General features: G+C 69.7%; 1 protein-coding gene. It reads right to left on the bottom strand.

Annotation, left to right across the window (positions count from 1 at the left end; genetic code table 11):
- Positions 1 to 587 (bottom strand): FtsX-like permease family protein (locus FK530_RS25000; RefSeq protein ID WP_146489488.1); only part of this gene is annotated, 587 nt, incomplete at both ends.

Raw genomic sequence — 587 nt, 5'->3', positions numbered from 1 at the left:
GACGACAGTCACCACCGCACCCACTGGGGAGACGCGGTGGGCCTCGCTGCGCCGCGCCACTCCCAGGGGGGTCACGGCCACACGCCTGAGTGACAACCATGCACTCACCGCTCCGAGCGCGACCATGAGAGCCCCGAGGCCCAGCAACAGCCAGGGACCCATCCACATCTCATGGACGCCCATGGGTGCACGCTGGAAGGTGACCAGGTGCCACACGGGCAGGGTCACGACGTACAGCACGCTGCCCAGCACCACGCCGACGATCGCGTTCATGGTCGTCTCCAGGACCGAGGCAGCTTTGGTGGAGCGCGGGGGCAGACCCAGCAGACGCAGGACCGCCAGGTCACGCGCACGCCTGGACAGGCCGAGACGGGCTGCTGCCGCCCCCATGGACAGGGCGGGGACCACCAGGAGGATTGCAGCGAACAACGCCAGGAGAAGGTGGAAGGGGGTGGCCATCAACTCATTGCTGGGGGCGTGGAGGCGCGAGACGAATGCCCCGACCCCTCCGACCACGGCCAGGAGGACGGCGTGGGGCAGGGCGAAGGCCAGGACCGTGAGCACGGAGGTCGCGCGGTCCCTGCTGC

This window comes from Tsukamurella conjunctivitidis (assembly GCF_007858475.1).
GTDB classification, from domain to species: Bacteria; Actinomycetota; Actinomycetes; order Mycobacteriales; family Mycobacteriaceae; genus Tsukamurella; species Tsukamurella conjunctivitidis.
This window is presented reverse-complemented; position numbering and strand designations above follow the sequence as displayed.